Origin of the sequence: Streptomyces sp. NPDC004610 (assembly GCF_040609715.1) — a bacterium.
In the GTDB taxonomy this organism is placed as follows: domain Bacteria; phylum Actinomycetota; class Actinomycetes; order Streptomycetales; family Streptomycetaceae; genus Streptomyces.
In genome coordinates this window covers 73953-99032 of sequence record NZ_JBEXLA010000002.1, presented here as the reverse complement: position 1 = coordinate 99032, position 25080 = coordinate 73953, and the positions used below count along the sequence as shown (strand labels likewise).

The following is a 25080-nucleotide window of genomic DNA, read 5'->3' as shown; positions in this document are numbered from 1 at the left end:
CCGGAGCCCTACCGGACTCATGGGGCGTCGAACACCCCGTCCTCCGCGGGCAGCGGGCGGGCGGGGTCGTCGTAGAGCACGGCGAGGGTGTCGGCCCAGTGCCGTCCGTTGCCCTTGCTGATGTGCTCTCTGATACGGCGCAGGCGCTCGGGGAGTTCAGCCGGGTGCCCGACCTCGGCGAGGAAGTCCGCGGTGGAGCGGTGCAGTGCGTCGCAGCCCGGCCCGCACCAGGGGCCCGCGTGGTCACCGTGGTGCCACAGCGCCACTCCGTGCCCGGCGTCCAGCACCCGCCGCATCGCCGGGTGCCCGGCCCCGGTCCCGGCCCGCCGGCACTGCACCGGGACCTCCCCCGGCCCCAGCCCGGCGAAGTCGTGCTCCCCGGCGTGCTGGTCACCGGCCCCGCCGTCCCCGAAGACCGTGGGCCGCGCGGTGAGCCGTCCACGGGCGAGCATCCCCTCCCAGCGCCGCTCCCAGGATTCGGCCGGAACTCCCCGGCGCCCGATGTCGCGAATGACCACCGGGCGGCGCACGCCCAGCAGTTGCTGGCGCGCGGTGTCCCACAGCGGCGCCGAGTCGTAGATCTGCCACTCGTGCACCGGGGTGTCGAAGTGCCGTGGATCCAGGGCGACTTCGAGGGGCGCGGGCAGCTCGGGGGTGTCCACCGCCCGGAAGGCGGCGGCCAGCGGCCGGGCGATCACCGACCGCAGCCGGGCCAGCTCGACCCCGGGCCCGGTGGTGTCCCCGTCCCGCGGTACGTCGCTGTCCTCGCCGCCGTCGTCCACGCGCAGCGTCCAGTAGACCCGGGAGTGATCGTCGTCCAGCGGCTCCAGCTCCAGCAGCACGACGGGACGCTCCGGGTACGGCCCGACCGCCCCGCCCCGCCCGGACGGCACGAGCCCGGCGGGCAGGACGGCGTCGAGAACGGTGGTGTGGAGCGAGGGCGGTACGGGCTCCAGCCGGTCCTCGATCCAGTCACCCAGCCGGCGGACCGCGCCGGACTCCGACGCGGGCGACCCCGGTTCACGGGACGGCGGCCGGGGCTCGCGGGACTGGACGAAGAGCTGGACCAGCCGCAGATAGCGCAGCAGCACGAACGCCCCCTGCGGCTGGTCCCCCTCGTAGAGCAGCCCGTGGCCGTCGCGCCAGGTGAGGGGGAGATGGGGGCGGCCGGGCGGATCGTCGCCGCGCGCCTGGCGCACCAGCAGGGTGACGGTGTGCGGGGCGTCGGGCGGGGGCACCTCGGCGAGCAGGGCGAGCGCGGTCCGGCGGTCCAGCGGGGACCAGTGGTCGCCCGCGCGGGTGGCGGCGCCGGGTAGCTCCAGCTGGCGGCCGACCCAGTTGTGCGGCTCCTTGCGCTGGGCGTGGTGCCAGGCGTCGTGGGCGGCCACGATCGCCGGGTAGTGCTCCTCGAAGCGGCGCATCAGGGACACCGCGATGGACAGTCCGCCGGTGTCCCCGGCGACCCGGCTCTTGATGACGGCGACCACCGCGCCGGTGGCCGAATCCAGTACCGGGCCGCCGGAGACGCCCTCGGGGAAGGTGTTGGTGGGGCCGAGCCGCAGCCCGTAGGGCCCGTCCTGGGAGCTGACCTCGGCCGAGCCGCTCCAGGCGGAGGCGGCGCCGCCGTCGGCGGGCCGGTAGCCGTGGACGACCCGGCCCTCGCCGAGGGGGTGGTCGGAGCGGTCGCTGAGCCAGACGCACTCATGGCGGACCGAGGGGTCGGTCAGCCGCACCAGCGCGAGGTCCTGCTCCACCGGCACGCTGGTCCAGTCGTCGCGCTCGGCGCCGAGGTCGCCCTCGTAGAGGGAGGCGGCCAGCCGGGCGGCGACGGGCCGTCCGTCGTGCAGCCCGGGGCCCCGGACCCGGAACTCGTCCCCGCCCGCCGCGCCGATCCTGCCGAGCAGCACATGTGCGCAGGTCAGCGCCCAGCCCGGGGCCACGAGGAAGCCGCTCCCCCACATCTCCTCGTCGCCGGGGCGGGCGGAGTGGAAGTGGACGGTGGCGTTCTCGATCCGGGTCCGGAGACGGAGATCCTGCCTCTCAGGCATCCGCGGAGGGGGTGGCCGGGCCGGTGGGACCGGTAGTGCCGGTGCGGCTGCCGCCGCCGGGGCCGGTGCGGGGGCCGGTGCGGGGGCCGGTGCGGGGGCCGGTGCCGGGGCCGGTGGGGCTGCCGCTGTCGCCGCCGGTGCGGGGGCCGCTGTCGCCGCCGGTGCGGGGGCCGGTGCCGACCGGCTGGGTTCGGCCGTGAGCGCGGCGTTCGTCGAGCTTCCAGACCAGGCTGACCTGGAGGGATGTCCTGGCCTCACCGTCGGCGAGCACGGCGACCGCCGTGCCGGGGCGGGCCACCAGCTCCACCCCGAAGGTGATGCCGGCCTCGTCGGGAGCGGCGGCGAGCGCGGCGTCCAGCACGGAGGCGCCGACGCCCTCGATCAGCTCGCCGAGTTGCTCCAGCCGGACGGCTCCGCCGCCCCGGCCGACCCCGACATCAAGGTCGTCGGACCCGTATGCACCGGGTTTGCGCGCCCCCTTTGCGGGGGTGACCCGGGCCAGTACGGTCTGGCCTCCGGGCAGCGTGATCTCGCGCAGCGTCTCGTCCATGGCTCCCCCGAACTGTGCCCGCCCGGTACGGCTCCGCGGGCTGGTGCACTGCGACGAGGCTAGCCCTCCGGGCGGTGGCGCAGGGAGCCCGTTAACCGGCCAAGTGGCGCATATTCTGAAGGCATGTATTTCACCGACCGAGGCATCGAGGAACTGGAGAAGCGGCGTGGCGAGGAGGAGTTCACCTTCGAATGGCTCGCGGAGCAGTTGCGCACGTTCGTGGACCTGAACCCGGACTTCGAGGTCCCGGTGGAACGCCTGGCGACATGGCTGGCCCGCCTGGACGACGAGGACGACGAGGAGTGAGCGGGCGGGCGTAGGGGGATGGACAGCGTGCCTGGGGGCGCCGCCCGCGCCCGGGTCGCGGGGGGGGATTCCGGCGCTTGCGTTCGTGCGCTGTAGCCGCGGGGACGGAAGCCGACACCAGGGGCGCCCGCGCTCGTCGAGGCGCGGATACCGGCCCCAGGGGCACCTGCACCTGCCCTGACCACGAGGGCGGATGCCAGCGCTACAGGGGTCCGCCTTAGCCGTGGGGGAAAGTCGGCCCCAGGGGGCGCCCGCGCCGGTCGACGGCGGATACCCGCTCCAGGGGCGCCCGCCCCAGCCACGGAGGGCGGATACCGGCCTCAGGGGAATCCGCCCTCGTCACCGGGCAGAAGCCAGTCATAGGCGGCGCCTGCCGCGCCCACAGGACGGATACCGACTCGACGGGCGTTCGCGCAGGCCGCCGGGCGGAAACCGGCCCCAGGGCCTCCGTCCTGGGACCGGGGGCGGATGCCACGCCCCCGGGGGGCGTCCGCCGTAGCCGCAGGGCGGAAACCGGCTACGCCGACGCCCGACCCGCCCTAATCGCGGGGCCGGACGAGGTCGTACGCCAGTCCGAGCGCGCCGTGGGCGAGGAGGAGTCCGCTCGCGGTGAGCCAGCCGGGGCTGCGGCGGCGCAGGGCCCAGACGGCGAGGGGGACGCCGAGGGCGATCTGGGCGAGGGCGAGGACCCTGGCCTCCGGCCGCCCGGACAGGGGCAGATAGGGGCCGATGGGCCCCTCCCCGAGGGCGTGCAGTTCGTCGCGGGCGCTCTCGCGCAGGGTGTCCCGCAGGGTCTCGCGGTCGATCCGCCGGACGCCGGGCCCCTCGCGCAGGGCCGTGCGCAGATCGGCGGTGGGGGCGCCGGGAGTGAGTCCGGCGGGCAGTCCGACACCGGCCCGGGACAGCACCGCGAGCAGCCCGCGCAGCCGCGCGCGGGCGTCGGACACCGGGTCCGGCTCCGCCAGCCGGTCCAGCGACTGCACATCCAGTACGGGGTCCAGGCCCAGCCGGGCGGCGAAGGTGCGCATGGCCTCGTCCTCACCGGCCGGGGTGCCGTCGGCGAGCCAGACATAGCCGACCGGGCGGCGGAACCCGGAGGCCAGGGCGTACCCGGCGCGGTCCCGGTCCCACCACAGCGCGAGCACCGGCCAGGGGGCGCCGACGGCGAGCGCGGTGGCCCACCCGGTGGCCACCCGGTCGACCGGTTCCGCGCCGTCGGCCCAGGCACGCCCCTCGGGCACCAGCACGCTCCAGCCCTCACCGGCGGCGGTGAGCAGCAGGGGCTCCGGCAGCAGCGCGGCCACCAGGGCGACGGAGTCGGCGGGGGCGCGGCAGAGCAGCAGGGCGCCGGGGGCGGGGCCGGGGCGGGCGCTCGGCGCGAGATCTTCCGACGACATGGTTCACACGCTAGGGCAATTTGCCCGATTCGGCGGTCTCAGCGCCGGTCCACCCTCCGCCCTCCCCTCACTCACACGGAACGGGACACCCCGGCCCGCCCCCGGCTCGCCGCCACCCGCCCCGGCCGCCACCCGCCACCCGGCACCCGGCACCCGGCACCCGGCCCCACGCATCACACATCCGCGACTGTCTTGACTTTCCGTTTCCGCGATATATCGTGAATAGCCAGAGACACGATATGGCGTGTCGGGTGCCGTCATGAGATGTCCACCGTCATGCCCGTCCGGTCGCGCGTGCGGTCCGGCCCGGTCGAGGAGGTCCGCACCATGTCCGAGTGGTCCGTCGGTGAGCCGAGGAAGCTCACCTTCGACACGCCCGTCAGCGAGCTTCAGGTACGCATCGTCAGTGGAACCGTGAACGTCGTGGGGACCGACGAGAGTTCCGCGCGGCTGGAGATCTCCCGGATCGACGGCCCGCCCCTCATCGTCACCCAGCAGGACGGCACGCTGACGGTGGCCTACGAGGACCTCCCCTGGAAGGGCTTTCTGAAGTGGCTCGACCGCAAGGGCTGGCGGCGCAGCGCGGTCGTCTCGCTGGCGGTGCCGACGCGTACGCGCGTCGAGGTGGGTGTGGTGAGCGCCAACGCCGTGGTGTCGGGGATCGAGGGCCGCGCCGAGGTCAAGGGCATCTCCGGGGACGCCACGCTGGTCGGGCTCACCGGCCCGGTGCGGGCCGACACGGTCTCCGGGAGCCTGGAGGCGCAGGCGCTCAGCGGCGATCTGCGGTTCAACTCGGTCTCCGGGGACCTCACGGTCGTGGAGGCGGGTTCGTCGGTGAAGGCGGACTCGGTGAGCGGTTCGATGATCGTCGATCTGGACCCGACGAGCCGTCCGACGGACATCAGCCTGACCAGCGTCTCCGGCGAGATCGCCATCCGGCTGCCGCACCCGGCCGACGCCGAGGTGGAGGCCAACACCGCGAGCGGGCATGTCTCCAACGCCTTCGAGAATCTGCGGGTGGGCGGCCAGTGGGGCGCCAAGCGGATCACCGGCCGGCTCGGCGCGGGCAACGGCAGGCTGAAGGCGACGACGGTCTCCGGCTCCATCGCCCTCCTGCGACGGCCGCCGACGGAGGAGGACGCAGGGGAACCGCAGGACGAGTCACCGCCGTACGAGCCACCGCAGGACGAGTCACCGCAGCACGACTCACCACGAGACGACTCACCGCAGGACACATCGGGGGCCACCACGAGGAAGAATGCCGTTTCCGGCCAGGACACCGGCGACGACACCGGTCCGGCCGACGGCACGACTGACAAGAAGGTGCTCTGACATGCCCCCCGTCTTCGCACACGGCCGCCTCCGGCTCTATCTGCTGAGGCTGCTCGACGAGGCCCCGCGCCACGGCTACGAGGTGATCCGCCTGCTGGAGGAGCGCTTCCAGGGGCTGTACGCGCCCTCGGCGGGCACGGTGTATCCCCGGCTGGCCAAGCTGGAGGCCGAGGGCCTGGTCACCCACACCACCGAGGGCGGCCGGAAGGTGTACGCCATCACGGACGCGGGCCGCGCCGAACTGGCCGCCCGCAGCGGCGAACTGGCCGATCTGGAGCTGGAGATCCGGGAGTCGGTGGCGGAGCTGGCCGCCGAGATCCGGGCGGATGTGCGCGGGGCGGCCGGTGATCTGCGGCGCGAGATGAAGGCGGCGGCGAACGAGGCCCGGCACAGCCGGGACTCCACGCGCCCGGCGACCGCCGAGGAGAAGGAGGCGTGGCTCGCCAAGGAGGAGATGCAGCGCGTCAAGCAGGAGTGGAAGGAACAGGCGCGGCGGGCCAAGGACGAGAGCAGGCGGGCGCGGGAGGAGGCGCAGCGGGCCAGAAGGCAGGCCAAGGAGGCGCAGGACCGGGCGCGCGCACAGGCGCAGGAGGAGGTCCAGCGGATCGCCCGCCGGGTGCAGGAGCAGGTCCAGGACCACTTCACGCGGGGCGAGTGGCCGACGGGCGTCCGGGAGGGTCTGACCGAACTGGCGAAGGAGTTCGGCGAGTTCGGCAAGGACTTCGGCCGCGACTTCGGCTTCGGCCGCGCCTCGGACAAACGGCCGCCCTCCGGTACGACCCCGGGCGACCGGACACCCGAGCACGACGACGCCCGCGTACCGCAGCAGGACGACGCCGCACCCGAGGACACGCCCTCCGGCACCGAGCGCCCCTCCGCCACCGAACGCCCCTCCTGGGCCGACGAACCCCCGACCGGCGACCCGGCCCGTGACCTGGACCGTCTGCTGGACCGCTTCCGCGACGACATCCGCGACGCGGCCCGCGACCACGGCGTCACCCCGGCCCAACTTCGCGACACCCGCCGCCATCTGTCGACAGCGGCGGCCCACATCGGGGCGTTGCTGAGGGGGCCGGGGGCGTAGAGCGGGCCTCGGGGCGAGGGGGGCGCCGGAAGGCGCCCCCCTCGCCCCCTCACCCGAACCGCCCCCTCACCCCCCACCCCTCACCCCGCCGCCCGCTCCCCTCCCCCACCCCCCAGCACCCGTGTCACCGACTCGAAGGTGACCCCCTGGTCGGCGAGCACCTCGGCGACGACCCCGCGTCCCGTGGTGAGCGCGAGCAGGATGTGATGGTCGCCGATGGTGCGCTCGCGCCGGGCGAGGGCGATCCGCAGGGACTGTTCGAGGGCGTCCTTGGCGGGGCGGCTGAAGGAGCGGTGCCCCCGCCACCAGCGCCCGTCGCGCCGGTCGCCGGAGAGCGCACCGGCGCCGTGCGCCTCCTCGACCCGGGAGACGATCTCGGCGACATCGATACCGAGCCCCGCGAGGGCGTCCGCGTCGGCCCTGGAGAGCCCGGCGCGGCGCCGCGCGTCGGCGAGGGACGCCCGCAGGGCCTCACCCCGGTCGCCCACCCCCAGGGCGGCGAGCGCGAAGGCGCCCTTGCCGCCGGGCCGGTCGGCGAGGGAGAGCAGCAGATGCTCGGTCTCGACCGTCCGGGCCCCCACCCGCTCGCTCTCCTCGACCGCGCCGGTGACGACCGCGCGGGCGTCCTTGGTGAACCGTTCGAACATCATCGCCTCCCGTACTTCTTGTGCACGGCCTGTCGGCTGACCCCGAGTTCCGCGGCGATCTCCTGCCACGACCACCCCTGCTGGCGTGCACCGCGCACCTGCACCGCCTCCAGCTGCTCCAGCAGCCTGCGCAACGCGGCGACGGCCCTCAGCCCGACCCGCGGGTCACGATCACCGGCCCGTTGTGCGAGATCCGTTGCTTCGGTCATGACGTCAACCTACATTGACACCCCGAACACGTCAACCAACGTTGACAAGAAGGCCATGAGAACCACCAGGACCCGCAAGAAGAGGAAAAACGGGATCCCCGCCCCCTACCCCCGAAGCACCACCTTCCCGAACAGCCCGCCCGACTCCATCCGCTCGAACCCCTCGCGGGCCCGGTCCATCGGCAGCACCTGGTCGATGACGGGACGGACACCCGTCGCGGCGCAGAAGGAGAGCAGGTCCTCCAGTTCGTCCTTGGTGCCCATGGTGGAGCCGACGATCCGCAGCTCCAGGAAGAAGACCCGGGTCAGCTCGGCGTGCGAGGGCCGGTCACCGCTGGTGGCGCCGGAGATGACGATCGTGCCGCCCGGCCGCAGCGACTTGACGGAGTGGGACCAGGTGGCCGCCCCGACGGTCTCGATGACCGCGTCCACCCGCTGCGGCAGCCGCGCGCCGGGCTCCACGGCCTCGACGGCTCCCAGCTCCAGCGCGCGCTTGCGCTTGGCCTCGTCCCGGCTGGTGGCGAAGACCCGCAGCCCGGCGGCCTTGCCGAGCACGATGGCCGCGGTGGCGACCCCGCCCCCGGCACCCTGCACGAGCACCGAGTCCCCCGGCCGCACCCCGGCGTTGGTGAACAGCATCCGGTAGGCGGTCAGCCAGGCGGTGGGCAGACAGGCGGCCTCCTCGAAGGACAGCTCCCGGGGCTTGGGCAGCACATTCCAGACGGGTACGGCGACCTGCTCGGCGAAGGTGCCCTGGTAGCGCTCGGTGAGGATGGAGCGGGGCTCCCGGGGGCCGACGCCGTGTCCGGTCTGGCCGATGACGGAGTGCAGGACGACCTCGTTGCCGTCCCTGTCGACCCCGGCGGCGTCACAGCCGAGGATCATCGGCAGCCGGTCCTCCGGGAGACCGACGCCGCGCAGGGACCAGAGGTCGTGATGGTTGAGGGAGGCGGCCCTGACATCGACGACGGTCCACCCCGGCGGCACCACGGGAGCGGGCCGCTCCCCCAGCTCCAGTCCGTCGAGCGGTCGGTCACGGTCGATACGGGCGGCGTAGACAGCGAACATGCCGCCGACGATAGGTCGCCCACGCACCCCGGGGCACCAGGAGAACCTGTGACACATCCCCCCTTGCCAACAAGGAGGCGACGGAGCAACGCCCCGCCTTTATGCCTTTAGGGGCGCGGGGAACTGCGCGCCCAGCCACACACAACCCGCACACCCCCACCCACCCACCCCCGGGGCGACGGCTCCCCGTCAAACAATCCCGCACGGGTGGGTGGGTGGGCAAAGGATTGGCCCCGCCCAAACCGGCGGGGCCAAAGCGCTAGCGCCGCGCAACCCCATCCGCCCGAGCCGCCGCAGCCACCGCCGAGGTGACCGCAGGAGCAACCCGCTCATCGAAGGGAGAGGGGATCACATAGGACGCCGAGAGGTCGTCCCCCACCACGCCCGCGAGGGCCTCCGCCGCGGCCAGCTTCATGCCCTCCGTGATCCGGGAGGCCCGCACCTGGAGCGCCCCCGCGAAGATCCCGGGGAACGCCAGCACGTTGTTGATCTGGTTGGGGAAGTCCGACCGCCCGGTCGCCACCACCGCCGCGTACTTGTGCGCCACGTCCGGGTGCACCTCGGGGTCGGGGTTGGCCATGGCGAACACGAACGCGCCCGGCGCCATCGAGGCGACCGCCGCCTCCGGCACCGTACCGCCGGACACGCCGATGAAGACGTCCGCGCCCGCGAGCGCGCCCTCCAGTGAGCCGCTCAGGCCCGCCTTGTTGGTGAAGGACGCCAGCTCCCGCTTGACCGGCGTGAGGTCGTCCCGGTCGGCCGAGACGACACCCCGGCGGTCGGTGACCGCGACATCGCCGATCCCGGCGTCGATCAGGATCCTGGCGATGGCGACCCCGGCCGCACCGGCGCCGGAGATCACCGCCCGCAGCTCCCCCAGCGCCTTGCCGCTCAGCCGCGCGGCGTTGCGCAGGGCCGCCAGCGTGACGACCGCGGTGCCGTGCTGGTCGTCGTGGAAGACGGGGATGTCGAGCCGCTCCTGGAGCTTGCGCTCGATCTCGAAGCAGCGGGGCGCCGAGATGTCCTCCAGGTTCACCCCGCCGAAGGACGGCGCGAGCCGGACCACGGTCTCCACGATCTCGTCCACGCCCGTGCAGGCCAGCGCGATCGGGACCGCGTCCACCCCGCCGAACTGCTTGAACAGGATCGCCTTGCCCTCCATCACGGGCAGGGACGCCTCGGGACCGATGTCCCCGAGGCCGAGCACGGCCGTGCCGTCGGTGACGACGGCGACGACCGAGGACTTCCAGGTGTAGTCGTTGACCAGGTCCGGCTGCTCGGCGATCGCGCTGCACACTTTCGCGACGCCGGGCGTGTACGCGAGGGACAGGTCGTCCTTGTCGCGCACCGGCACCGTGGCCTGCACGGCCATCTTGCCGCCGCGGTGCAGCGCGAACGCCGGATCGAACGAGTCGAGGGAATCCAGGGAATCGAGGGAATCCAGGGAACCGAGGGGCTTCCCGCCCTCCTGATCCGCGCTTCCGATGCTTCCGGCGTGTCCGGCGTTTCCGGCGCTGCGAGGATTGACGATCTCCGCTGCCACGTGTCTGACCCCTTAGGTGTTCATGGTTGAGGGTGGCCGCCTCTGGTCGAAGAGGCGGGCGGGACCGTGTACGACCCAAGTGGTGCGTAGGGATACGTAGCGATACGTACGGGCGTACACGACGGGCACGCCGCACACGCGCCCTTGAGCCCCGGATGAGGGGTGTAAAGAACCTTCATACCTGACGACCGGTGCCGTGGACGAGTCCATAACGCGAAGGTCACATGCATCACGCGAAGATCACGGCCCGCCGCCCGGCACGGGTCCGGCGGCCGTCCGGCACCGGCCCGCCGCATCCGCGCATACCGGGACCATCACCACAAGGGCCGATCAATCCCCTGAGCGGAGCGCAAGAGCGGGCAAAGAACGCCCGGCCCTCGCCCCCAAGACCGGGATCACCGAAGATCTTCCGGCCGGAAGCAGGGATTCCTGAAGAAGGTCCGGCCGTGATGTACCGGAGTGGTGCGGTTCGGGGGTGGCCCGTTATCCGATTTTGACATGCCTGCCCCCCTGAATGCCTTAGTCCGAATGGCAAGATGCCGTCATCACACGAGGTCGCGACGCTCGAAGAGATGTGTCGGCCCGACCCCACGGCAACCCCTCTCCATCCGCCGGAGGAATCCACCATGACCGCAAGCACCATCCGTCGTACGACCGCCCGCTCCCGGCTGGCCGCGGTCGGCTCGATCGCGGTCGCGGGCGCCCTGCTGCTCACCGGCTGCGGTGACCAGACCGAGGGCGGCGGTACGGAGAGCAAGGAGAGCGCCGGCGCCGGCTCCTCCTCCGCCGCGGCGGCCCCGCTGGCCGACAAGCTGCCCCAGGAGATCCGCGACAAGGGCGTCATCAAGGTCGGCTCGGACATCGCGTACGCCCCGGTCGAGTTCAAGGACGACGCGGGTGCGACGGTCGGCATCGACCCGGACATCGCCGCGGCGATGGGCAAGCAGCTCGGGGTGACCTTCGAGTTCGAGAACGGCACCTTCGACACCCTGATCACCGGTCTGCGCTCCAAGCGCTACGACATCGCCATGTCCGCGATGACCGACACCAAGGACCGCCAGGAGGGCATCGACGCCGACACCGGCAAGAAGGTCGGTGAGGGTGTGGACTTCGTCGACTACTTCACCGCGGGTGTCTCGATCTACACCAAGAAGGGCGACGACCAGGGGATCACCACCTGGGCCGACCTGTGCGGCAAGAAGCTCGTCGTCCAGCGCGGCACGGTCTCCGAGGACCTCGCCAAGGCCGAGGCCAAGAAGTGCCCGTCCGGCGAGAAGCTCACCATCGAGGCGTTCGACAACGACCAGCAGGCCCAGACCCGGCTGCGGGCCGGCGGCGCCGACGCCGGTTCCTCGGACTTCCCGGTCGCCGCGTACGCCGTGCAGACCTCCGGCGGCGGCAATGACTTCGAGCTGGTCGGCGAGCAGGTCGAGGCGGCCCCGTACGGGATCGCGGTGGCCAAGGACAACACCCAGCTGCGGGACGCCCTCCAGGCCGCCCTGGACGCGGTGATCGCGGACGGCGAGTACCAGAAGGTGCTGGAGAAGTGGGGCGTCACCGAAGGCGCCGTCACGGAGGCCGTCGTCAACGGCGGCAAGTGACCCGGCCCCGACGACCGCGGGCGCGGAAAGGCAACACGCGTGACTCCTGACATCTCCAAGACGGGCGACCGTCCGGCGGGCACCCCGCCGGCCGGCCCGGACGCCATCAAGGCCGTCCCGGTCCGTCACTACGGCCGCTACCTCACCGCCGTGGTCGCCCTGGCCCTGCTGGGCTCCATCGTCTACGCCTTCTCCCAGGGCCGGATCAACTGGGGCGCGATCCCCGACTACTTCTTCGACGACCGGGTCCTCAGCGGTGTCGGCAAGACGCTGCTGCTGACCGTGCTGTCCATGGCGATCGGCATCGTCGGCGGCATCCTGCTGGCCGTGATGCGGCTGTCGAAGAACCCGGTGACCTCGTCGATCGCCTGGTTCTACATCTGGTTCTTCCGGGGCACGCCGGTCCTGGTGCAGCTGGTGGTCTGGTTCAACCTGGGCCTGGTCTTCGAGTTCATCAACCTCGGCCCGTTCTACCGGGACGAGTGGTCGGACTTCATGACCCCGTTCCTGACCGCGCTGCTCGGCCTCGGGCTGAACGAGGCCGCGTACATGGCGGAGATCTGCCGCGCCGGTCTGCTGGCGGTGGACGAGGGCCAGACGGAGGCGTCGCACGCGCTGGGCATGAGCCAGTCCAAGACGCTGCGCCGGATCGTGATCCCGCAGGCCATGCGGGTGATCGTGCCGCCGACCGGCAACGAGGTCATCAATATGCTGAAGACGACCTCGCTGGTGTCGGTCGTCCAGTACTCGGAGCTGTTCCGGGTGGCCCAGGACATCGGCCAGACCTCCGGCGCCCCCGCCGAGATGCTGTTCCTGGCGGCGGCCTGGTATCTGCTGCTGACCTCGATCTTCAGCGTCGGCCAGTACTACCTGGAGCGCTACTACGCCCGGGGCTCCTCCCGGCAGCTGCCGCCGACCCCGATGCAGAAGATCCGCCGGAACCTGCTGTCACTCGGCCGCCCGAAGGGAGCCACGGCATGACGCACGACCCCGCCGTCCCCATGGTGAAGTCCGAGGGCGTGCACAAGTCCTTCGGCCCGGTGGAGGTGCTCAAGGGCATCGACCTGGAGGTCCGCACCGGTGAGGTGTTCTGCCTGATCGGCCCCTCCGGCTCCGGCAAGTCGACCTTCCTGCGCTGTATCAACCACCTGGAGAAGATCAACGCCGGACGGCTCTACGTCGACGGCGAGCTGGTCGGTTACCGGCAGAAGGGCGACAAGCTCTACGAGCTGAAGGACAGCGAGGTCGCGGTCAAGCGCCGGGACATCGGCATGGTCTTCCAGCGCTTCAACCTGTTCCCGCACATGACCGCCGCCGAGAACATCATCGAGGCCCCGGTGCAGGTCAAGGGCGTGTCCAAGGCCCAGGCCAAGGAGCGGGCGATGCAGCTCCTGGAGCGGGTGGGCCTCGCCGACAAGGCGCGGAACTACCCCTCGCAGCTCTCCGGCGGCCAGCAGCAGCGGGTCGCCATCGCCCGCGCCCTGGCGATGGACCCCAAGCTGATGCTCTTCGACGAGCCCACCTCCGCCCTGGACCCGGAGCTGGTCGGCGATGTCCTCGACGTCATGCGCGACCTGGCCGAGTCCGGTATGACCATGATCGTCGTCACCCATGAGATGGGCTTCGCCCGCGAGGTCGGCGACAGCCTGGTCTTCATGGACGGCGGTGTGGTCGTCGAGTCCGGCAACCCGAGGGACGTCCTGACCGACCCCCAGCACAACCGCACGAAGGCGTTCCTGTCGAAGGTCCTGTGACCGCGAAGGCCCTGTGACGGCGGAGCACCGAAGGGGCGGTACGGGGATCTCCCCCCGTACCGCCCCTTCACCGTTCGCTCGTCGCCCGCTCCGCCCCGCCTACTTCAGGGCCAGCAGCAGAGTGTCCGACGGGGAGCACCAGACCGGGCGGGCCTCGCCGAAGCCGGCCTCGCGCAAGGTCCGGGCGTGCCAGGACGCCGGGGGCATGTCGCCGTCGGCGTGTTCGCCGTAGATTTCGAAGCGGCGGGCCGTGGGGACGGCCAGGACGGGGTCGGCGGCGGCGAGCTGCCACCAGGCGGCCCAGTCGACGGCGCCGTCGTTCCTGGCCTGTTCCATGCGCTCGTGGCGCAGCGCGCGTTCGGCCGCGTTGATCCGGGGGGTGGTGTCGTCGATCATGTGATCGGCGTTCATGAAGACACCGCCGTCCCGGACCAGCCCCGCCACCTGGCCGTAGAGGGCGGCGAGGGGGCCCTCGTGCAGCCAGTGGAGCGCGGTGGCGGTCAGCACGGCGTCGTAGGACTCGTACGGCAGGGCGGTGGGCCAGTGCGGGTCCTTGAGGTCGGCGGTGACGAAGGTGACCCGGTCGTCGCCGGCGAAGGTGCCCTCGGCGATGGCGAGGAGGGCGGGGTCGAGATCGACGCCGGTGCTGACCGCGCCGGGGAGGCGGTCGAGGAGGCGGGCGGTGATGGTGCCGGTGCCGCAGGCGAGGTCGAGGACGCGCGGGGTGCGGCCGACGGTCGCCTCGACCATGTCCAGCATCACCCGGAAGCGCTCCTCGCGGTCCGGCATGTACCACTCCTGCTGCCGGTCCCAGCTGCGCTGCCACCCCTGCCAGTCGGTGCCGGTCGCCGTGGTGTCGGTCATGGGTGCCCTCCGTCACATACCGCGCGTAATACCCTGGATGCAGGATCGGCTGTTACCCCGACCGCATCACGACCATAAGGCTCCTCCGTAAGGACTACAAGTGGAATTGACCTATTACTCGGACTATGCCGTGCGGCTCGTGAACAGCGAGGAACCCGGGCGGGGCACGGACACCCTGACCACGGTGGAGGCGGTGCGCGAGCTGTTCGGCGCCAACCGGTCGGCGGGCCGCCGGGCCACCGACGCGGACGTCACCCGCTTCCGCGCGGTCCGCGCCCGGCTGAGGTCGGTCTTCGAGGCGGCGGACGCGGGCGACGAGACCCTCGCGGTCGATCTGCTGAACTCGCTGCTCCTGGAGTTCCCGGTCAGCCCCCAGATCTCCGGCCACGACTTCCGCGACGACGACGGCCGCCCCCTGTGGCACATGCATCTGGCCGACCACCCGTCCAACGCCACCGCGGGCTATGCCGCCATCGCGGCGATGGGCCTGGCCTTCCACCTCACGGAGTACGGCGTGGACCGGCTGGGCCTGTGCGAGGCGCCCCCGTGCCGCAACGCCTATCTGGACACCTCCACCAACCGCTCCCGCCGCTACTGCTCCGACCGCTGCGCGACCCGCGCCAATGTGGCCGCCTACCGGGCCCGCAAGCGTCTGGAGGCCGACCGGTCGGACAGCACCGGCCGCGCGGCCGACACCGCCCATCGCAGCACCGCGAACGGCGCCCGCCGGCCCGCGGGGAACGGCCGGTAGCGAAACCGCACCCGCCCGAGCACCAGCTCCTCGGGCACCACCCCGTAGTCCGTACTGTCCCCACCCGCGTACGCGTTGTCCCCGAGCACCCACCAGCCGCCCTCGCGCCGCCCCGCCGCCCGCTTGACGACCAGCAGGTCCTGCTGGAACGGATGGCGCAGCACGACCACGTCACCGGGCCTGACCCGGGTGCCGTAGTGCACCACCAGCCGGTCCCCGTCGCGCAGTGTGGGCACCATCGACGGCCCCGAAACCTCGGCCAGCCCGAAGGGCAGCACCAGGCCCCTGCGCTCGCCCTCCTGCGACAGTTCCGGCATCCCGGCACCTCCCCGGTCGTTCTCCACCAGTCTCAGTCTGACCCCGGACTTTTGTCCTAAGCCCATGGGGGCACCCGCGAAAACCCGTCTCCCAGGGAGTAATGTCCCACCTGAGAAGACGATCACGAGGAAGGAATGCTCCATGCTTTCCCGCCTGTTTGCCCCCAAGGTGAAGGTCAGCGCCCACTGCGACCTGCCCTGCGGCGTGTACGACCCGGCCCAGGCCCGTATCGAGGCGGAGTCGGTCAAGGCCGTCCAGGAAAAGATGGCCGCCAACGACGACCCGCACTTCCAGGCCCGCGCCACTGTCATCAAGGAGCAGCGCGCGGAGCTGGCCAAGCACCATGTCTCCGTGCTCTGGAGCGACTACTTCAAGCCGCCGCACTTCGAGAAGTACCCCGAGCTGCACCAGCTCGTGAACGAAACCCTCAAGGCCCTCTCCGCCGCCAAGGCGTCCACGGACCCGGCGACCGGCCAGAAGGCCCTGGACCACATCGCCCAGATCGACAAGATCTTCTGGGAGACGAAGAAGGCTTGATCTTGCCTCAAGCCCCTGACCTGCAACTCTTACCTGCTTGCACGGTCTACCCGACCGCACCCGGCCCGCAGCCCGCCGATCCCGGCAGCTGCGGCGTCCGGGTGCGGTCCGCTTTTCAGGCCGCGTGCGGGGTGAAGGTGACGCGGGAGTCGCTCGCGTCGACGACCACGCTCAGCGAGCCGTCCAGGGCCTTCGCCAGGCGCCGCAGCAGCGGCAGGGTGGGCACGGTGTCGCCGCCCTCCAGCCGGGAGACCTGCGGCTGCGTCATCCCGGCTCGCTCGGCCAGCTCGCTCTGGGACAGTCCGAGTTCGATCCGCCGGTCGTAGACGGTCTGCCCGAGGTCTCCGGCCAGCCGTGCGTCGATGTACTCCTGGTCGTACTCAGCCTCCTCCCCGGCGAGCTGCCGGGCACGGCGGGTCCTCCATGTGCTGTGATTCATCAGCCCTCCTCGCGGCGACCATAGGTCGGCCGGGCCCGGCCGCGCTCCGCCGGTACACAGGTCTTCGCCACCACCCGTGGACCGTGCCCTCCCCTTCTCCCCGCCCGCCCACCGAAATTCCCCCGCCCCCCACCCACCTCCCCCCTACCCTCGCGTCATGACCGTCCGCTGGACCTACGCCTTCATCGACCGGCCCGCCGAGCGCCTCGGCGCCGCCCTCGCCTTCTGGACCGCCGTCACCGGCACCCGGGCCTCCGGGCTCCGGGGCGACCGGGGTGAGTTCGCCACCCTGCTGCCGGACCCGGGCACCGGAGCCGACCCCTGTGTCAAGGCGCAGGGCACGGACTCCGGCCCCGGCGGCGCCCATCTCGACTTCGCCGTGGACGACGTCGGCGCCTTCACCGCCCAGGCCCTGCGGCTCGGGGCGCGGGTCGACGCCACGCACGACGGGTGGACCGTCCTGCGCTCCCCGGCGGGGCACGCGTTCTGCGCGGTGCCCTGGCACGGGGAGTCGGTCCGGCCCCCGGTCGTCGGCGGCAGCCGCCTGGACCAGGTCTGCCTGGACACCCCACCGTCCGCGTACGACGCCGAGGCCGCCTTCTGGACCGCGCTCCTCGCCGGTGCCGACGGGTCGGGGTGGGAGTTCGTCACCAGTCCGCTCCCGGAGTTCCGGGCCCTCGTCCCGCCGACCGGGCTGCCCGTCCGCGTCCTGCTCCAGCGGCTCGGCACCGAGCGGCCCGCCGCCGCCCATCTCGACCTCGCCTGCGCCGACCTCGACACCACCGCCGCCGCCCATGAACGGCTCGGCGCCACCCTGGTGCGGCGGCACCCGTACTGGATCGTCCTGCGCGACCCGGCGGGCGGCACGTACTGCCTCACCGGCCGCGACCCGGAGACGGGCGGGCGCCCGAAAGGCGACTGAGCGCCCGAACTTCCGGTCGGGCTAGGGTGCCCGGCGTCCGAGGGCCCCCGCCCTCCCCCGCAGATAGCGCCGTTCCGGCAGGCTCAGCGTCCGCGCCGCCGCCGATTCATAGGCGGCGCGCGCCTCCTCGTAAGCCCCGGCGCGCTCCAGCAGATGGCCGCGTACCGCGTCGACCCGGTGGCCCGGCTGGGGGCCCAGGGCGTCCACGGCGGCGAGCCCGGCGTGCGGGCCGTCGACCATCGCCACCGCCACCGCGCGGTTGAGCCGCTCCACGGGGCCGGGAACCATCCGGACCAGGATGTCGTAGAGGCCGAGGATCTCCCGCCAGTCGGTGGCGTCGGCGGACGGGGCCTCGTCGTGGACGGCGGCGATGGCCGCCCGGAGCTGGTACGGCCCCGGACGGCCCCGCTCCAGCGCCCCGGTGATCAGGGCGACACCCTCGTCGATCGCGGCCTTGTCCCAGTGCCCCCGGTCCTGTTCGTCCAGCGGCACCAGATCGCCGCCGGGCCCCGTGCGCGCCTCGCGGCGGGCGTCGGTGAGCAGCATCAGCGCCAGCAGCCCGGTCACCTCGGTGTCGTCCGGGAGCAGCCGGTGCACGGTACGGGTCAGCCGGATCGCCTCCCCGGCCAGTTCCCGGCGCTGGAGCCGGGGCCCGGAGGTGGCCGTGTACCCCTCGTTGAAGATCAGGTAGAGGGTGTGCAGGACGGCCGGGAGCCGGGCGGCCCAGGCGTCGGGCCGGGCGAACCGCACCCCCCGCACCTTCCGCTTGGCCCGGCTGATCCGCTGCGCCATCGTCGCCTCCGGCACCAGACAGGCACGGGCGACCTCGGCCGTGGTGAGTCCGCCGACCGCGCGCAGGGTGAGCGCGAGCTGGGCGGAGGGGCCGAGATCCGGGTGACAGCACAGGAAGAGCAGGGTGAGGGTGTCGTCCTCGCGCGGCGCCCGGTCCGCGCCCGGCGGCGGCGCGGTGAAGGCGTCCCGGGGCGCCAGCGCGGCGACCCGCTCCTCTCGTCGCCGCCGCGCCTCCTCACTGCGCAGCACATCCGTCAGCCGCCGCGCCGCCACCCTGATCAGCCAGCCCCGGGGATTGTCCGGAACCCCCCGCTCCGGCCACTGCTCGGCCGCCGCGATCAACGCCTCCTGCACGGCGTCCTCGGCGGCGTCGAAGTGCCCGTACCGGCGCACCAGCGCCCCGAGGACGGACGGGATCAGCTCCCGCGCGTCCCGCAGGGCACCGGACACGCTGTCGCCGCCGCTCACGGCCGACCGCTCCCGACCACTCCCGGCCGCTCAGAGGTCCCCGGCGCCGTCCAGGATCTGCCGGATCTCCACCGGGTAGACCGGCGCCCCGGCGGGCTGCGGGCACCCGGCGATCCGGGCGGCGATCTCCGTGACCCGCTCCAGCCCGGCGCAGTCCAGCACCCAGTACCCGGCCAGCATCTCCTTGGTCTCGCCGTACGGGCCGTCGGTGACGACCGGCTTGCCGTCCTCGCCGAGGGTGACGTGCCGGATCTGCTCCGGGGCGGCCAGGCCCTGGCCGTCGATCAGCTCACCGCTCTCCGAGAGGTCGTCGTCGAGCGCGCGCATGAAGGCGTACATCGCCTGGAGGTCCTGCTCGCCCCAGGCCGGGGAGGAGGCCGACGCCTTGCCGCCCATGGCGTCGTAGTCGATCTGCGCGCCCTGAATCATGACGAGGTACTTCATCGTTCCGCTCCTTCGGCTCGGCCGCCCCTGCCGGGCGACTCTCACACGGGACGTCGGAACCGATCGACCGTTCTCGACAGGGAGCGGAGAAATTTCCGAACCGAACTTCCGAACCGAACTTCCAGACCGAACTTCCGGACCGAATGTCCGGCGGCACCCGGCGCGGATCGCTCAGCCGGACCGCCCGGAAGCGCGTTCCCGATCGGCGGCCGGCCGATCGTCCCCGCCGACCACCGAGCCCTCCGCCCGCTCCATCCCCTCGGGCTCCGCGTACGCCGCGCACTTCTGGTTCCGGCAGGGCCCGCCGACCCAGGTCGGCACCCAGGTGCCCAGCGTCTTGTGGCGCCGTATCACTGTCTCCACCGGCTGTCCGCAGACCGGACAGGCATGTCCTTCACTGTCCATGCCCCCAGCGTAGGACGGCGGACCGCTCCCCGCCCCCTGCCGTGCACCGCTTCAGCGCGTCCGGCCGTACGTCCGGACGAGCACCCCGTTGCCGAAGGTGCGCAGCGACTCCAGGGTGAACTCCGTGATGTCGCAGCCCTTGGCGAACATCGGCATTCCGGAGCCGTAGACGATCGGATAGGTCTTGACGACGATCTCGTCGATTTCGTCGAAGAGCGCCCCGGCGAGCTGCGCGCCGCCGCACAGATAGATCCCGAACCCGCTCTCCTCCGCCTTCAGCTCCCGCACCTTCCCGACGACATCGGAGGCGACGATCTCGACATCCGGGTCAGGAGACTCGCCGAGGGTGGTGGAGGCGACGTACTGCCGCAGATGGGCGTAGGGGCTGGGCATGCCCTCCTTCAGAGCCAGGTCGTAGCTGGCCCGGCCCTGGATGATCGTGTCGAACCGCTTGTTGGCCAGATGGTCGGTGCCGGTGGCCCGGCGGCCGATGGTCGGCACGGTCTCCGGGTACTCCGTGGTGAGGAAACCGAAGAACTCCTCGTCCACGAACCGGACCATCTCCGTGGCGTCCCCCTGCGGATCACCGATGAATCCGTCCAGGGAACAGGCGATGAAATACGTGAGCTTGCGCAAACCGATCTCTTCTCACTCGTCTTGGACACGCATACGGACACGCATACGACTCGCTGACAACTTCATTTGTAGTACTCCACCCGTAGTGGTTGCAAGCCCTTTAAAGAACCCGTCTCGCGGCCCAGCGCGCCGCGAGACGGGTTCGACCTTCGATCGCCGCAGGTCAGAGGGGTCGGACAGGGGTGATCAGGAGGCGTGCGCCTCCCGCCACATCGGCCACATCGACGGCCCGCCGTCCGGCAGCTCCAGCGGTGCGCCGAGCGGCTCGAAGCCCAGCCGCCCGTACAGCCCCCGGCTGCGCGCGCTGCTCGCCTCCAGATACGCGGGCGTCCCGTCCCGGTCGCAGCGGTCCAGCACGGCCCCGATCAGCAGCCCGCCGAGCCCCTCCCCCTGCCGCTCCGGGGCCACCCCGACCATCCACAGATACTCGTGCGCCCGCCCTCCGGGATGGATACCGGCGGTCAGCCGGGCGATCTGCTCCACCCGCGGATTCCCGGGATCGACGACTTCGCGCAGCCGTACGGCGTCATCCTCACCCTCCTCGTGCCCTTCCGCCCCCACTGGAACGGACAGCCACAGGGCGCACCCCGTGCCGTCCTCCAGCAGATCGATCCGGCCGTCGGCCAGCACGATGTCGGTGAATGCCCCCATCAGCCGGTGATGGGCGCGGGGCAACGCGTCCCCGGGGAAGACCCAGTTGCTCACCGGGTCGTCCCGGAAAGCCGAGTCCAGCAGCCGGACGACCTGCTCCCGGTCGCCCTCCCCCGCCGTCCGGATCGCCACACCCATGATCCCGCCCTTCCCTTCAACCCACCGCGGTCTTCTGGCGGTTGAAGAGTAGCGGGGGGTGGGTGGGGAGGCAGCGGGCCCCGCGCAGCGTGGGGTCGCGCGGGGTCCCTCCGGGGAGGACAGCGCGGGGGCCTGCCGGGGGGCCACTGCAACGCAGCCCACCGAGCCGGTGGATGACCGACCCCCGCCCCAAGGCCGGGCAAGCGTCAGCCCCCGCCCGTCCCCGGCCCCGCCCCACCCCCGGAATCCACCCCGGCCCCTGAAATCCACTCCGGCGAAAATCCACTCCGGCCCCGGAGCCCCCGGCCCGGCGGAGCCTCCGGGGCACCTGAACCGCCCCGGAGACCCAGCCACCGCCCGGCACCGGAGACCCAGCCACCGCCCGACACTGGAGCCGCCCCCCCGGCACGGGGAACGGGCACCCAGGACAGCACCCAGCCCCCGCGCCGGCACCGGACACCCAGCAAGGCACCCGACCCCGGCACGCAGCACAGCCCCCGGCACGGGACCCGGCACAGCCCCGGCACGGGACCCGGCACGCAGCACAGCCCCCCGCACGGCACCCGACCCCCAACCCCCGGCAGGACCCGCCACAGCCCCCACCACGCCCCCACCAAGCCCCCACCACGCCCCCGGCATCACGCCCGCCCCACGCCAAGACGGGACGTCAAGCGCTCCGGCGCGTCACGAACTCCGCCAACGACAGCAGGCCGTCCGCCGCCGCGGGGTCCGGGATCGCTTGGGCCAGTTGGTCCATCGCACGGCCGATCCGGTCCGCCGCCTGGCTCTGGGCCCAGTCCCGGCCGCCGGCCCGCTCGATGGCGAGCACCGTGCGCTCCAGATCCCGCTGGTCGTACGGCTCCCCGTACAGCGCGGCCAGTTCGGCCGCCCCGGGGGTGCCCGAGGTGAGCGCCGCGACCACCGGCAGGGACTTCTTGCGGGCGGCCAGATCCGCGCCGGCCGGTTTGCCGGTGCGGCCCGGGTCGCCCCAGATGCCGATGACGTCGTCGATCAGCTGGAAGGCGAGCCCGGCGGCCCGCCCGAAGGCGTCCAGCGCGTCGACGACCTCGTCGTCCGCCCCCGCGTACAGCGCGCCGACCGCGCACGCGCAGCCGATGAGGGCGCCCGTCTTGGCCTCCGCCATGGTGAGCACCTCGGCGAGGGTGACCTCGCCGGGTGCCCGGCTCTCCATGGCGGTGTCGGCGTGCTGCCCCTCGCACAGCTCGATCACACAGGCGGTGACCCGGGCCGCCGCGCGCGGGGCCGCCGGATGCGGGTCCCGCGCGAGCATCAGCAGGGCCAGCGCCTGGAGGGCGTCCCCGGTCAGGATCGCGTCGGCGTCGCCGAACACGGTCCAGGCGGTGGGCCGGTGGCGCCGGGTGACATCCCGGTCCATCACATCGTCGTGCAGCAGGGTGAAGTTGTGCACCAGCTCCACCGCCGCCGCGGCCCGTACCGCCGAGGACCGGGCGGTGGCGCCGCCCAGGGCCTCGGCGGCGGTGAGCACCAGGGCGGGCCGGATCGCCTTGCCCGCGCCGCCCGCCGAGGGCGTTCCGTCCGGGTTCTCCCAGCCGAAGTGGTAGCGGGCGACGCGCCGCATCTGCGCGGGCAGCGCGGCGAAGGCGGACCGCAGTTCGGGGTCGACGGACGCCCTCGTACGGTCCAGTATGTGCGCCGCCTCGTGCGGGGCGTCCGGGTCGCCGTCCGGGTGGACGGCGACCCCGCTCTCCCGTACCCCGCCGCTCCCGCGTCCGGCGTCCGGTGCTGTCAACTCGGCCATCGGATCCCCTTCAGGAAGCCCGCGGACACGGCGTGGGTGCGGGAGGGATCACTGCCAGCGGCCGATCTCGACGTTCTCCAGCACGCCGAGCGCGTCCGGGACCAGCACGGCCGCCGAGTAGTAGGCCGTGACGAGGTATTTGATGATGGCCTGTTCGTTGATGCCCATGAACCGCACCGACAGGCTCGGCTCGATCTCGTCCGGGAGCCCGGACTGCCGCAGCCCGATGACGCCCTGGTCCTGCTCGCCGGTACGCATGGCGATGATGGAGGTGGTGCGGGCCTCGGTGACCGGGATCTTGTTGCAGGGGTAGATCGGCACGCCCCGCCAGGTCGGGATGCGGTTGCCGCCTGCGTCCAGGCTCTCCGGGACCAGTCCGCGCCGGTTCAGCTCGCGGCCGAACGCGGCGATGGCGCGCGGGTGGGCGAGGAAGAGCTTGGTGCCGCGGCGGCGGCTGAGCAGTTCGTCGAGGTCGTCGGGGCTCGGCACACCGTCATGCGGCTGGATGCGCTGGTCGTACTCGCAGTTGTTGAGGAGACCGAACTCGCGGTTGTTGATCAGCTCGTGCTCCTGGCGCTCCTTGAGCGCCTCGACCGTGAGCCGCAACTGCTGCTCGGTCTGGTTCATGGGCTGGTTGTAGAGGTCGGCGACCCGGGAGTGGACCCGCAGCACGGTCTGGGCGACGCTCAGCTCGTACTCGCGGGGGCTGCCCTCGTAGTCGACGAAGGTGTGCGGGATGTCGGGCTCGCCGGAGTGGCCGGCCGCGACGTCGATCTCCTTCTCGCCGTACTTGTTGGTGCGCTGCGCGGGGATCGCGCGCAGTGCGTCGAGGTGCCCGCGCAACGTTTCCGCACGTTCGGCGACCTGCTGGAAGTGGTCGCGCGCGAGCACGAGGACCGTGCAGGGGGTGTCCGCGCGGACGGTGAACTCCCAGATCGCGTCCGGGTCCAGCAGCGCCTGCTCCCCGAAGTAGGCGCCGTCGGCGAGGACCCCGAGCACGGCGTCGTCGCCGTAGGGGCCGGTGCCCACCTTCTCCACCCGGCCGTGCGCCAGCAGATAGACCTCGTCGGTCGGGTTGCCGAAGGAGGCGATCACCTCCCCCGCGGGGATCTCCCGCTGGACGCATCGCCGCGCCAGCTCGGTCAGCACCTCGCCGTCCTCGTACGACCGCAGGGCGGGCAGTTCGCCCAGCTCGGCGGGGATGACCTCGACGCGGTCGCCGGTCTTCACAAAGGTGACGCGACCGTCGCCGACCGCGTAGGTCAACCGCCGGTTCACCCGGTACGTGCCGCCCTGCACGTCCACCCACGGCAGCGTCCGCAGCAGCCAGCGCGAGCTGATCTCCTGCATCTGCGGCACGGACTTGGTCGTGGTGGCCAGGTTCCGCGCGGCCGCCGTACCCAGACTCTGCTGCGGCTCGCCCTGCTCCGTGCGGACCTCTTCGCCTACCGACATATGGAACTGCCCTCCCGGTCATGCCCGGACAGCACTCCGCCGCCGGGCACCGAACTCCGCGGCAAGGTTTCCATCACCCGGCGTGCCGGTGCTATTACCCGAAAGAGCGGGAATGGATCACCGCGCGCCGGGGCACATGTGAGGCACCACGGCACCCCACCCCACGCCGGAATGCGCCCCTCCGCCCCCTCCCCCACCCCTCTCCGTAGCGGAATCGATCTGTCCGAATCCACTCGCACGCTGTACGAACGAAGGGTTCGGCGGCGGTGCGTTCGGTACAAGCAGCGGTACGAGACGGCCGCGCCCGGCGGTCGGCGCTCAGCTGCACGAAGGAGAGACGGCCATGGCCCCACCCATGTCCGCGAACACATTTCTGAATACCCTGCGCGAGGAGGGGCTGAAGGTCGTCGAGGTCGGCGACTGGCGTACCCACAACCGCAACAGCAAGGGCCCGTGGGGGCCGGTGCACGGCGTGATGATCCACCACACCGTCACCAAGGGCAGCGCCAGAACCGTGGAGATCTGCCGCGACGGCTACGCCTCCCTGCCCGGCCCGCTCTGCCACGGCGTCATCACCAAGGACGGCACCGTCCACCTCGTCGGCTACGGCCGCGCCAACCACGCGGGGCTCGGCGACGACGACGTACTGAAGGCCGTCATCGCCGAGAAAGGCCTCCCGCCGGACAACGAGGCGAACACCGACGGCAACACCCATTTCTACGGCTTCGAGTGCGAGAACCTCGGCGACGGCAAGGACCCCTGGCCCGCCGCCCAGCTCGACGCCATCGCCAAGGCGGCGGCAGCGGTCTGCCGCACCCACGGCTGGAGCGAGCGCTCGGTGATCGGGCACCTGGAGTGGCAGCCCGGGAAGATCGACCCCAAGGGCTTCACCATGGCCAGCATGCGCGAGCGCGTCAAGGGACGGCTGAAGTAGCGGCCCG

Annotated in this window: 27 protein-coding genes; 10 read left to right on the top strand and 17 right to left on the bottom strand. The window is 72.4% G+C overall.

Going from position 1 to position 25080, the window contains the following annotated elements; genetic code table 11:
* Positions 1 to 17: 17 nt before the first annotated feature.
* The gene (locus ABZX40_RS02590; protein WP_355740594.1) at positions 18 to 2048 is read right to left on the bottom strand and encodes a trypsin-like peptidase domain-containing protein; all 2031 of its coding nucleotides are present in this window, start codon (positions 2046 to 2048) and stop codon (positions 18 to 20) included.
* Positions 2041 to 2598, bottom strand: coding sequence for a CU044_2847 family protein (locus tag ABZX40_RS02585; RefSeq protein WP_355740596.1), 558 nt, complete (start codon positions 2596 to 2598; stop codon positions 2041 to 2043). Before ABZX40_RS02585 ends, ABZX40_RS02590 begins: the two co-directional genes overlap by 8 nt.
* A gap of 123 nt (positions 2599 to 2721) precedes the next feature.
* On the opposite strand from ABZX40_RS02585, the gene ABZX40_RS02580 reads away from it, so the two are divergent.
* On the top strand, positions 2722 to 2904 hold the full coding sequence (locus ABZX40_RS02580; protein WP_353592539.1) for a DUF6104 family protein: 183 nt from the start codon (positions 2722 to 2724) through the stop codon (positions 2902 to 2904).
* A 539-nt stretch (positions 2905 to 3443) separates the two neighbouring features.
* On the opposite strand, the gene ABZX40_RS02575 is transcribed toward ABZX40_RS02580, so the two are convergent.
* Complete coding sequence (locus ABZX40_RS02575) at positions 3444 to 4301, bottom strand: hypothetical protein (protein WP_355740598.1); 858 nt, start codon at positions 4299 to 4301, stop codon at positions 3444 to 3446.
* Between the two features lie 327 nt (positions 4302 to 4628).
* Here ABZX40_RS02575 and ABZX40_RS02570 point away from each other — a divergent pair, with 327 nt between their 5' ends.
* Together ABZX40_RS02570 and ABZX40_RS02565 are read left to right on the top strand one after the other, a co-directional pair.
* Entirely contained in the window at positions 4629 to 5633 is a 1005-nt protein-coding gene (locus ABZX40_RS02570; RefSeq protein ID WP_355740600.1) for a DUF4097 family beta strand repeat-containing protein, read from the top strand.
* 1 nt (position 5634) lies between these two features.
* Positions 5635 to 6717, top strand: coding sequence for a helix-turn-helix transcriptional regulator (locus ABZX40_RS02565; RefSeq protein WP_355740601.1), 1083 nt, complete (start codon positions 5635 to 5637; stop codon positions 6715 to 6717).
* 80 nt (positions 6718 to 6797) lie between these two features.
* Here the strand turns inward: ABZX40_RS02565 and ABZX40_RS02560 are convergent, their stop codons facing one another.
* The 4 genes from ABZX40_RS02560 to ABZX40_RS02545 all read right to left on the bottom strand — a co-directional run bounded on the left by ABZX40_RS02560 (position 6798) and on the right by ABZX40_RS02545 (position 10085).
* Positions 6798 to 7364, bottom strand: a complete 567-nt coding sequence (locus ABZX40_RS02560; RefSeq protein WP_355740679.1) for a Clp protease N-terminal domain-containing protein — start codon at positions 7362 to 7364, stop codon at positions 6798 to 6800.
* The gene (locus ABZX40_RS02555; protein ID WP_355740603.1) at positions 7364 to 7573 is read right to left on the bottom strand and encodes an HTH domain-containing protein; all 210 of its coding nucleotides are present in this window, start codon (positions 7571 to 7573) and stop codon (positions 7364 to 7366) included. Before ABZX40_RS02555 ends, ABZX40_RS02560 begins: the two co-directional genes overlap by 1 nt.
* Before the next feature lie 105 nt (positions 7574 to 7678).
* Positions 7679 to 8641 carry a zinc-binding dehydrogenase gene (locus ABZX40_RS02550; RefSeq protein ID WP_355740605.1) on the bottom strand — a complete coding sequence of 321 codons (963 nt, stop codon included), beginning with the start codon at positions 8639 to 8641 and terminating at the stop codon, positions 7679 to 7681.
* 259 nt (positions 8642 to 8900) lie between these two features.
* Positions 8901 to 10085, bottom strand: a complete 1185-nt coding sequence (locus ABZX40_RS02545) for an NADP-dependent malic enzyme (RefSeq protein WP_355740681.1) — start codon at positions 10083 to 10085, stop codon at positions 8901 to 8903.
* Positions 10086 to 10810: 725 nt separating this feature from the next.
* Between ABZX40_RS02545 and ABZX40_RS02540 the strand changes: the two genes are divergently transcribed.
* Genes ABZX40_RS02540 through ABZX40_RS02530 form a run of 3 tightly spaced genes read left to right on the top strand, consistent with a single transcriptional unit; the run spans position 10811 to position 13539 of the window.
* The gene (locus ABZX40_RS02540) at positions 10811 to 11785 is read left to right on the top strand and encodes an ABC transporter substrate-binding protein (protein WP_355740607.1); all 975 of its coding nucleotides are present in this window, start codon (positions 10811 to 10813) and stop codon (positions 11783 to 11785) included.
* A gap of 39 nt (positions 11786 to 11824) precedes the next feature.
* Complete coding sequence (locus ABZX40_RS02535) at positions 11825 to 12766, top strand: amino acid ABC transporter permease (protein WP_355740609.1); 942 nt, start codon at positions 11825 to 11827, stop codon at positions 12764 to 12766.
* Complete coding sequence (locus ABZX40_RS02530) at positions 12763 to 13539, top strand: amino acid ABC transporter ATP-binding protein (RefSeq protein WP_355740611.1); 777 nt, start codon at positions 12763 to 12765, stop codon at positions 13537 to 13539. Before ABZX40_RS02535 ends, ABZX40_RS02530 begins: the two co-directional genes overlap by 4 nt.
* A gap of 99 nt (positions 13540 to 13638) precedes the next feature.
* Here the strand turns inward: ABZX40_RS02530 and ABZX40_RS02525 are convergent, their stop codons facing one another.
* On the bottom strand, positions 13639 to 14403 hold the full coding sequence (locus ABZX40_RS02525) for a class I SAM-dependent methyltransferase (protein WP_355740613.1): 765 nt from the start codon (positions 14401 to 14403) through the stop codon (positions 13639 to 13641).
* 100 nt (positions 14404 to 14503) lie between these two features.
* Here ABZX40_RS02525 and ABZX40_RS02520 point away from each other — a divergent pair, with 100 nt between their 5' ends.
* Positions 14504 to 15154 carry a CGNR zinc finger domain-containing protein gene (locus ABZX40_RS02520; protein ID WP_355740615.1) on the top strand — a complete coding sequence of 217 codons (651 nt, stop codon included), beginning with the start codon at positions 14504 to 14506 and terminating at the stop codon, positions 15152 to 15154.
* Here ABZX40_RS02520 and sodX read toward each other — a convergent pair.
* Positions 15037 to 15471: a nickel-type superoxide dismutase maturation protease gene (sodX, locus tag ABZX40_RS02515; protein ID WP_355740683.1), complete on the bottom strand. Its 435-nt coding sequence runs from the start codon at positions 15469 to 15471 to the stop codon at positions 15037 to 15039. The two genes, ABZX40_RS02520 and sodX, sit on opposite strands and share 118 nt — an antisense overlap.
* A gap of 142 nt (positions 15472 to 15613) precedes the next feature.
* On the opposite strand from sodX, the gene sodN reads away from it, so the two are divergent.
* Positions 15614 to 16009 carry a superoxide dismutase, Ni gene (sodN, locus tag ABZX40_RS02510; protein WP_355740617.1) on the top strand — a complete coding sequence of 132 codons (396 nt, stop codon included), beginning with the start codon at positions 15614 to 15616 and terminating at the stop codon, positions 16007 to 16009.
* 115 nt (positions 16010 to 16124) lie between these two features.
* On the opposite strand, the gene ABZX40_RS02505 is transcribed toward sodN, so the two are convergent.
* On the bottom strand, positions 16125 to 16448 hold the full coding sequence (locus tag ABZX40_RS02505; RefSeq protein ID WP_355740619.1) for a helix-turn-helix transcriptional regulator: 324 nt from the start codon (positions 16446 to 16448) through the stop codon (positions 16125 to 16127).
* Between the two features lie 157 nt (positions 16449 to 16605).
* Here ABZX40_RS02505 and ABZX40_RS02500 point away from each other — a divergent pair, with 157 nt between their 5' ends.
* Positions 16606 to 17370 carry a VOC family protein gene (locus tag ABZX40_RS02500; protein WP_355740621.1) on the top strand — a complete coding sequence of 255 codons (765 nt, stop codon included), beginning with the start codon at positions 16606 to 16608 and terminating at the stop codon, positions 17368 to 17370.
* A gap of 21 nt (positions 17371 to 17391) precedes the next feature.
* Here the strand turns inward: ABZX40_RS02500 and ABZX40_RS02495 are convergent, their stop codons facing one another.
* The 7 genes from ABZX40_RS02495 to ABZX40_RS02465 form a co-directional block, all read right to left on the bottom strand.
* Positions 17392 to 18630 (bottom strand): sigma-70 family RNA polymerase sigma factor, encoded by a 1239-nt coding sequence (locus tag ABZX40_RS02495; protein ID WP_355740623.1) that lies wholly within the window; start codon positions 18628 to 18630, stop codon positions 17392 to 17394.
* Between the two features lie 30 nt (positions 18631 to 18660).
* Complete coding sequence (locus ABZX40_RS02490; protein WP_355740625.1) at positions 18661 to 19074, bottom strand: YciI family protein; 414 nt, start codon at positions 19072 to 19074, stop codon at positions 18661 to 18663.
* 171 nt (positions 19075 to 19245) lie between these two features.
* The gene (locus ABZX40_RS02485) at positions 19246 to 19479 is read right to left on the bottom strand and encodes a hypothetical protein (protein WP_355740627.1); all 234 of its coding nucleotides are present in this window, start codon (positions 19477 to 19479) and stop codon (positions 19246 to 19248) included.
* A 51-nt stretch (positions 19480 to 19530) separates the two neighbouring features.
* Positions 19531 to 20115, bottom strand: coding sequence for a dihydrofolate reductase family protein (locus ABZX40_RS02480; protein ID WP_355740629.1), 585 nt, complete (start codon positions 20113 to 20115; stop codon positions 19531 to 19533).
* A gap of 186 nt (positions 20116 to 20301) precedes the next feature.
* Positions 20302 to 20904: a GNAT family N-acetyltransferase gene (locus tag ABZX40_RS02475; protein ID WP_355740631.1), complete on the bottom strand. Its 603-nt coding sequence runs from the start codon at positions 20902 to 20904 to the stop codon at positions 20302 to 20304.
* 667 nt (positions 20905 to 21571) lie between these two features.
* Positions 21572 to 22684, bottom strand: a complete 1113-nt coding sequence (locus ABZX40_RS02470) for a family 2 encapsulin nanocompartment cargo protein polyprenyl transferase (protein ID WP_355740633.1) — start codon at positions 22682 to 22684, stop codon at positions 21572 to 21574.
* 48 nt (positions 22685 to 22732) lie between these two features.
* Positions 22733 to 24139, bottom strand: coding sequence for a family 2B encapsulin nanocompartment shell protein (locus tag ABZX40_RS02465; protein ID WP_355740635.1), 1407 nt, complete (start codon positions 24137 to 24139; stop codon positions 22733 to 22735).
* A gap of 343 nt (positions 24140 to 24482) precedes the next feature.
* On the opposite strand from ABZX40_RS02465, the gene ABZX40_RS02460 reads away from it, so the two are divergent.
* On the top strand, positions 24483 to 25073 hold the full coding sequence (locus ABZX40_RS02460; protein WP_355740637.1) for an N-acetylmuramoyl-L-alanine amidase: 591 nt from the start codon (positions 24483 to 24485) through the stop codon (positions 25071 to 25073).
* The last annotated feature ends 7 nt before the right edge of the window (positions 25074 to 25080 follow it).